Here is a 5,684-nt window from a genome sequence, read left to right as displayed (position 1 = left end):
GGGTCGTGGAGCGGACCGTGTCCTGGCTGTCCGGCTGCCGACGCCTCCACCGCCGCTACGAGCGCAAGCCGGAACACTTCCTCGCCTTCACCGCTATCGCCGCGACCCTCATATGCCACCGCAGACTCACCAAGTGAAATGACGTCTTAGTCGCCCGTTCAGTAGTACATGAACGTCGGGATCAGGCCGCCGCCGCTGGCATTCGGTATCGTTACCAGCCCGCCAGCGCCGACGCCCCTGCTGTTCGCGACGTTGACCACGTCGTAGACCGAGCCGTAGTTGCCCATCCAGTGCCACGAAGGGTCAGCCTTTTTTGCCTGGCAGGCGTTGGCGAGCTTGATGCCTTCCTGGGCAGTGAGAACTTGGTCAGCCCGTGGTATGAAGCAGCTGGCGTTCGGCGTTGTCGGCGCCTTCGGCGCGGGTGCGGCGGGAGCCGGAACCGCCAGGCCGATCAGCAGTGCCGCGGGCGCGGCCGCGATGGCGAGGGTGCGAAGTCGGTTCATGGTTGACCTCCCTAGCTAGCCACCTGTCTCGGAACCGAGATCTGAACCGACCGTAGAGTCGCCGGATGTAATACCGCCATTCGGATGCGTCCATTCGAGTGATGGCACGGTGTCGATTCGGGGATCCTGTTATTTGGTGTGGAAGGTGGTGTCTGACCTGGGGTGTTGTTGGTTCGATGAGTAGGCTGGTGGGGCGGTCCTGGCAGGGCTGGTGGGGGTGTGAGCCGGCGTTGTCTGTGGTGTGTTGAGTAGCGGGTGGGTGGCTGAAGGTAGCGTCTGGGTGTATAAGCGCGGGTGCGTTATTGCTGTTCAGAGGTGTTCGTACGCGACGAGCACGACCGGCCCGTACAGCTGCGCTCGGTCTACAAAGCCCAGCTCTGGCAGTTCCTGGGCGGCAACCTCGACACCCAGGAGGAAGACCCTCTCCATACCGCCTGTCGCGAAGCCATCGAGAAGACCGGCCTCGAAAACCGCCCGAAGGAATCGAAGTTGCTACTCACGCATTTCCCGCACGCCGGGTCCCGGCTGCCGCTGAACAAGGTCGGCTCCATCTTCGACGGAGGATGCCTCACCACCGACCAGCTCCGCCGGATTCGCCTCGATCCTGCGGAGCATGACATGTGGGCCATGCACGACCTGGAGGGATGGCGGCACAAAGCGACTCCGACGGACCGTCCCTGCCGAACTGCCAGCCGCTCAAGTGCCGCAACGTCGCACTGACCACAGAGAACGGCAGCGCCTTCCTCGCCGGACCCCAGCTCCGGTGACGTGCAGCGCGCACCTGCGCGAGCTGCCTGGCCTCCCTCGGCGAACAGCCCTGTAGGCAGGTCGGACAACGCCTGGATCCGCACCTACTGAGTTTTAAAGCGTGATGTCGTTGCAAGGAGGCGGCCAGGTCGGTCCGGGGCCGCCTCCTTGCGTGTTGCGCTGCGGCCGGTCGTTGCCGGCTTGGCCTAGGCGTCGAGGGACTCCGCGGCCTCACGGATCACATCGAGGACGAAGTCAGGATGCGAGAGCATGGGAACGTGGCTGCTGTCCACGGGACGGACATTGGCGCCCATGCGCTCGGCGGCGGACCGCTCCAGGTCGGGGTGCACGGTACGGTCGTTGTTGGCGACGATGAACCAGCTTGGCTTCGTCCGCCAGGCGGTGCCGGGAACCTGCTGGTTGAACAGGTCCGCCACTGGCACAGCGCCCGTTGCCAGGACGAGCTTCTGCTCCGCTTCCGGGAGGTCGCCGCAGAAGTGCGGGACGCCCGAGGGCTTGAGCCAGACGCGGCCGTCAGCAACGTCCACGTGCTCGAAGATGGGCGTGCGGGGGAATTTGTCCAGCTGTTCCTGCGACGTCTCGTCCTCGTCTGGGGCGAGCGCTGCGATGTACACCAGAGCGCCGACGCGGTCGTGGCTGCCCGCTTTGGTAATCAGGGTCCCACCGTAGGAGTGACCGACCAGCACGATCGGGCCGGGGACGTGGTTGAGCGTGAAGTTGACGCACGCGACGTCGCTTTCGAGCGAGTCGAGGCCGTGCTGTGAGGCGAAAACCTCGTGCCCTTCAGCCTGGAGCGTGGGGATGAGCTTGTTGAAGCACGACCCATCCGCCCAGAGTCCGTGGGCGAAGACAATGCTGGGCTTGCCCGCCATGGCATTTCCTCCTGCGGGGAGATCGAATATGCAATATTGCACCATATTGCACGTTTAGTGCCTATTTTTGCGTGATGGCCAGGCGTGTCGCCCCATACCAATCGTTGGGCCTACGAGGTTGAACGTGTTGCCGTGGTGGTCATGTGTTGATGATCAGGCCCGTTTCGGCGAGGCAGCCGTCTATGAGGTCGCCGCGGTACTGGATGCGGCGCAGGCCGCGTCGGATGCGCTGGATGAGGTGTTCTGGCGTGCCGAAAGCGACGTTCGAGAGCCAGCCCCGCCGCAGCAGGGACCAGATGCCTTCGACGGGGTTGAGGTCGGGCGCGTAAGGCGGCAGGTAGTAGATGGTCAGCCAGTCGCGCGAGGCGGCGAACTCCCGCAGCCCGGCGGCCTTGTGGACGTTGAGGTTGTCCCAGACGAGCACGATCGGGCCGCCGAGTTGCTGGTGGGCTGCGATCAGCAGGTCCCGGTAGTCGCGCCAGGAGAAGCTCTTACGCCCGTCGCGTCGGTCGTCGTCCCGGCGCGGCCGGTAGATCAGCCGGGACCGGTGGCCGGGTTTGCAGCAGGTCAGCGCCGCGATGGAGATCCGTCTGCGGGAACGGCCCCGCACCCGCACCACCGGGGTCCGCCCACGCTGCGACCAGGTCTTGGCCCGCGGCGGCGTCATGGAGAATCCGGCTTCGTCCTCGAAGACCAGCCAGGCTCCACGGGCCGCCGCGAGTCTTCCGCGCAGGGCCACACCTCCTTGACCCACCCGGCCACCGCGTCCTCGTCCCGCTCCATCGCGCGTCGGGCCGGGACCTGGCAAGACCAGCCGTTACGCAGCAGGAGTTTCCGAACGCCCTGAATCGTGTAGGCCAGGTGGAAACGCCGCCCGATCACCGTCTTCACGCGACTAAGGGTCCAGCGTTGGCCCTCCCAGCCGTGCGCGGCCGGTCCCTTGGACAGCTCCGCCTCCAGTTGAGCGAACTGCTTGCCGCTCAGCCTCGGCAGCGACGCCGGCCCCTGCGACCGCAGAGCCGACGGACCGCCCTCCTCCCACGCCTGCCACCACCGCTGCACGGACCTGACGCTGACGCGTAGGTCCTTGGCGATCACCGCACTCGCCTCACCCCGGGCGAACCGCTCGGCCGCCTGAAGCCGCAACTCCTCACGAAACTGCTGCCGTTCGGCAGTAAGCCTGCCGCCCAGTGGATACCGCATCCCCTGGTGATACCGCACGGACGACAAGCCGTCAGCACCTACGACTCCACGAGTTCAACCTCAGTAACCGAGTGCCGGAGGGTGCTCGGCTGGACGGCGTCCCCAGGCCGAGATCAGCGGCGCGAGTGTCAGGTCGAGTTTGCCCGCGTGGATGGCAGCCAGGTGCGCGTCGATCTCGGCGTCATCGGCCAGGCCGGCCGCGAGCAGCTCGCCGCGCACGTGCCGGATGGTCGCCGCCTCCAGCCGGTCGCAGGCCAGCCCGCCGACCGGGAAAGAGCCCGACGCGGCGACATCTACCAAGCCGGCCTCACGCAATGCCCACGGCAGTGTCCGGCCGTAGCGCAGGTCCGCGCCGCGGCGCGTCAGCAGCTCCCGGACCGCGTCGCGCAGCCGGTTGGCCCGCCGCTGCGCAGGGCCGCTGTCGTCCAGGCATGCCAGTGGCTGCAGAGCGGTATCGGCGTCCTCGACCAGCAGCCAGCCGCCGGGCCGTAGCGCTGCCACCATCGTGGCCAACGCGCGAGCCCGGTCGGGTACATGGACCAGCACGAGCCGGGCGTGCACCAGATCGAACGTCCCCGGCTCCGGGGGCGGATCAGCGGCAACGTCGTGCTGGCGCACCTCGTACCCGTCGCCTGCCTTCAGCCACGACGGGTCGATGTCCGTGGCCAGCACATGCCCGGTCGGACCGACGACCGCCGCGAGCGCCTCCGGGATACGAGGACCACCGGCCCCCACTTCCCAGCAACGCGAGCCAGCCCTCACCCCCAGTCGATCGAAGTGCCCGCGCGTCACCCCGTCGAACAGCTCGGCCAGCCAAACGAATCGCTCGCCCGCCTCGGCGCGCGCGTTGTCCAGCAGGTACCCGCGGGCGGGAGCGGACTCTCCACCGAGCGAGGCAGTCCCGCCTATCGGATCCGGTCGGCCACCGGCGTGCAGCGGGCGGGGCGAGGAGGTCATGACTACATGGTCAACCTCCCCAGACCACCAGCGCCACGACGACGGGAGAGGGATGTCTCACACAGCCAGCGAACCCCGCACGTCCTACAGCACAGTTCTGCACCGTGATGCACCGGAAGGGGTGCATGTATTCGACCCCCACAGCCAGCACACCAGGCGCGGGGCAGCGCACTGACCGGACTGTCGACTACGGCGGGTTCTCCCACGCGTCGGTCACTGCGGAGACAACACCGATCTGGTGACAGAATCGGAGAACGACCACCAGGTTTCCCGCCCGCCACGCGACTGGATAGACAACACCGATGCTCCGCAACGCCGCGAATACGTGCGGCTGGTCCTCCGAGCACTGGAGTCGCAACGATCACTCCCAGTAGCCGCGTCACAGGAGTTGAACCAGCCCAGCTCGCGCGCATGCCGTAGACTGGGCGTACCGACGCGGGGTGGAGCAGCTCGGTAGCTCGCTGGGCTCATAACCCAGAGGTCGCAGGTTCAAATCCTGTCCCCGCTACCAACGCACCGGCCCCCTCGACACCAATGCCGAGGGGGCCGGAAGCATGTGGGGTGCTGGGCCTACGAAACGGGCGAGGCTGCTGCGGTCGGCCGGGTGGCGATGCGCATCCGGCCGCCGTCGTACTCCACCACCTCACCGGGCAGGATCAGCAGGCCCGACTCCCCGTCCTGCCACGCCGCGCCGATCCGGCGGACCTGGACGGCCGGACCCCGCGCGCCGGCCATGAACACCGTTGGATCGACCTCCCACCCCTGCTTGCCGAGCCACTGCTCCAGGGCCGCGGAGTCCTCGCTGCTCGCATCGCGCGGCCACTCGTACGTACTCGTCACGACGTATCCCCCTGTCCGTGAACGGATCACCGGGTCGATCCTGCCACCGGGCACTGACAGCCCGGTCGTGGGCGTTTTCGGCTCACTGCTCGCCAGCCCTACGAACGGCAGGCCATGGCTGGCGCATTGCGGTGGATTCTTAGGCGCCTCCGCGCGGTGGCGCCTTTCAAACATCGGTCAGGTACCGCCCTGACCATGCTGGCTGACGTCGTGAAGGCCGAGGAACATAGACATACCGGTGGCGGGTCAAGCCGAGGGACAAGCTGAAACCGGCACCGATCGGACGGTGGGCCGGCCGCCGCGGTCCCGGTGGCGATCCGGTCCAAGGGCGCCGCGAGGCTCCGGGCCGGTCGGCCACTGAGCACGGGTGGGGTGCGGAGGAGGAGGCGGAGGCCGGCCCCTGGGTCCTGGGGGGGGGGGGGGGGGGTGGGGGGGGGGGGGGGGGAGGGCGGGGGGGGGGGGGGGGGGGGGGGGGGGGGGGGAACGGGGGGCATTCGGCTCAGGGATGGCTCACACCGCTTTGATCACGGGCGCCGGCACC

General features: G+C 67.8%; 6 protein-coding genes, 1 tRNA gene and 1 pseudogene. 3 read left to right on the top strand and 5 right to left on the bottom strand.

Annotated elements, in window-relative coordinates; translation table 11 throughout:
• Positions 1-137 (top strand): annotated as a pseudogene (locus AC07DS_RS46145) (IS5/IS1182 family transposase); the annotation flags it as partial.
• Between the two features lie 21 nt (positions 138-158).
• On the opposite strand, the gene AC07DS_RS46140 reads toward AC07DS_RS46145, so the two are convergent.
• A complete protein-coding gene (locus tag AC07DS_RS46140; protein WP_479154720.1) occupies positions 159-503 on the bottom strand; it encodes a hypothetical protein in 345 nt (114 codons plus the stop codon).
• 315 nt (positions 504-818) lie between these two features.
• Here AC07DS_RS46140 and AC07DS_RS46135 point away from each other — a divergent pair, with 315 nt between their 5' ends.
• Complete coding sequence (locus AC07DS_RS46135; RefSeq protein WP_479154719.1) at positions 819-1,223, top strand: NUDIX domain-containing protein; 405 nt, start codon at positions 819-821, stop codon at positions 1,221-1,223.
• A 233-nt stretch (positions 1,224-1,456) separates the two neighbouring features.
• Here the strand turns inward: AC07DS_RS46135 and AC07DS_RS46130 are convergent, their stop codons facing one another.
• The 3 genes from AC07DS_RS46130 to AC07DS_RS46120 all read right to left on the bottom strand — a co-directional run bounded on the left by AC07DS_RS46130 (position 1,457) and on the right by AC07DS_RS46120 (position 4,303).
• Positions 1,457-2,143: an alpha/beta hydrolase gene (locus AC07DS_RS46130; RefSeq protein WP_479154718.1), complete on the bottom strand. Its 687-nt coding sequence runs from the start codon at positions 2,141-2,143 to the stop codon at positions 1,457-1,459.
• Between the two features lie 139 nt (positions 2,144-2,282).
• A protein-coding gene (locus AC07DS_RS46125; RefSeq protein WP_479154717.1) for an IS630 family transposase occupies positions 2,283-3,346 on the bottom strand; the annotation gives its coding sequence in 2 pieces (ribosomal slippage) (positions 2,283-2,900 and positions 2,903-3,346; 1,062 coding nt in all).
• 60 nt (positions 3,347-3,406) lie between these two features.
• A complete protein-coding gene (locus tag AC07DS_RS46120) occupies positions 3,407-4,303 on the bottom strand; it encodes a methyltransferase domain-containing protein (protein WP_479154716.1) in 897 nt (298 codons plus the stop codon).
• A 434-nt stretch (positions 4,304-4,737) separates the two neighbouring features.
• Between AC07DS_RS46120 and AC07DS_RS46115 the strand changes: the two genes are divergently transcribed.
• Positions 4,738-4,814: transfer RNA gene (locus AC07DS_RS46115), tRNA-Met, on the top strand.
• A 59-nt stretch (positions 4,815-4,873) separates the two neighbouring features.
• Here the strand turns inward: AC07DS_RS46115 and AC07DS_RS46110 are convergent.
• The gene (locus AC07DS_RS46110; protein WP_479154715.1) at positions 4,874-5,143 is read right to left on the bottom strand and encodes a hypothetical protein; all 270 of its coding nucleotides are present in this window, start codon (positions 5,141-5,143) and stop codon (positions 4,874-4,876) included.
• Positions 5,144-5,684: the final 541 nt, after the last annotated feature.

This window comes from Streptomyces sp. NPDC044064 (genome assembly GCF_056434245.1).
Note: the sequence above shows the minus strand (reverse complement) of the source record. Positions and strands in the feature narration are given on the sequence as shown.

Excerpts from the sequence above, each read along its gene's own strand:
- AC07DS_RS46140 (WP_479154720.1), bottom strand. The coding sequence starts at position 503 with ATGAACCGACTTCGCACCCTCGCCATCGCGGCCGCGCCCGCGGCACTG.
- AC07DS_RS46130 (WP_479154718.1), bottom strand. The coding sequence starts at position 2,143 with ATGGCGGGCAAGCCCAGCATTGTCTTCGCCCACGGACTCTGGGCGGAT.
- AC07DS_RS46120 (WP_479154716.1), bottom strand. The coding sequence starts at position 4,303 with ATGACCTCCTCGCCCCGCCCGCTGCACGCCGGTGGCCGACCGGATCCG.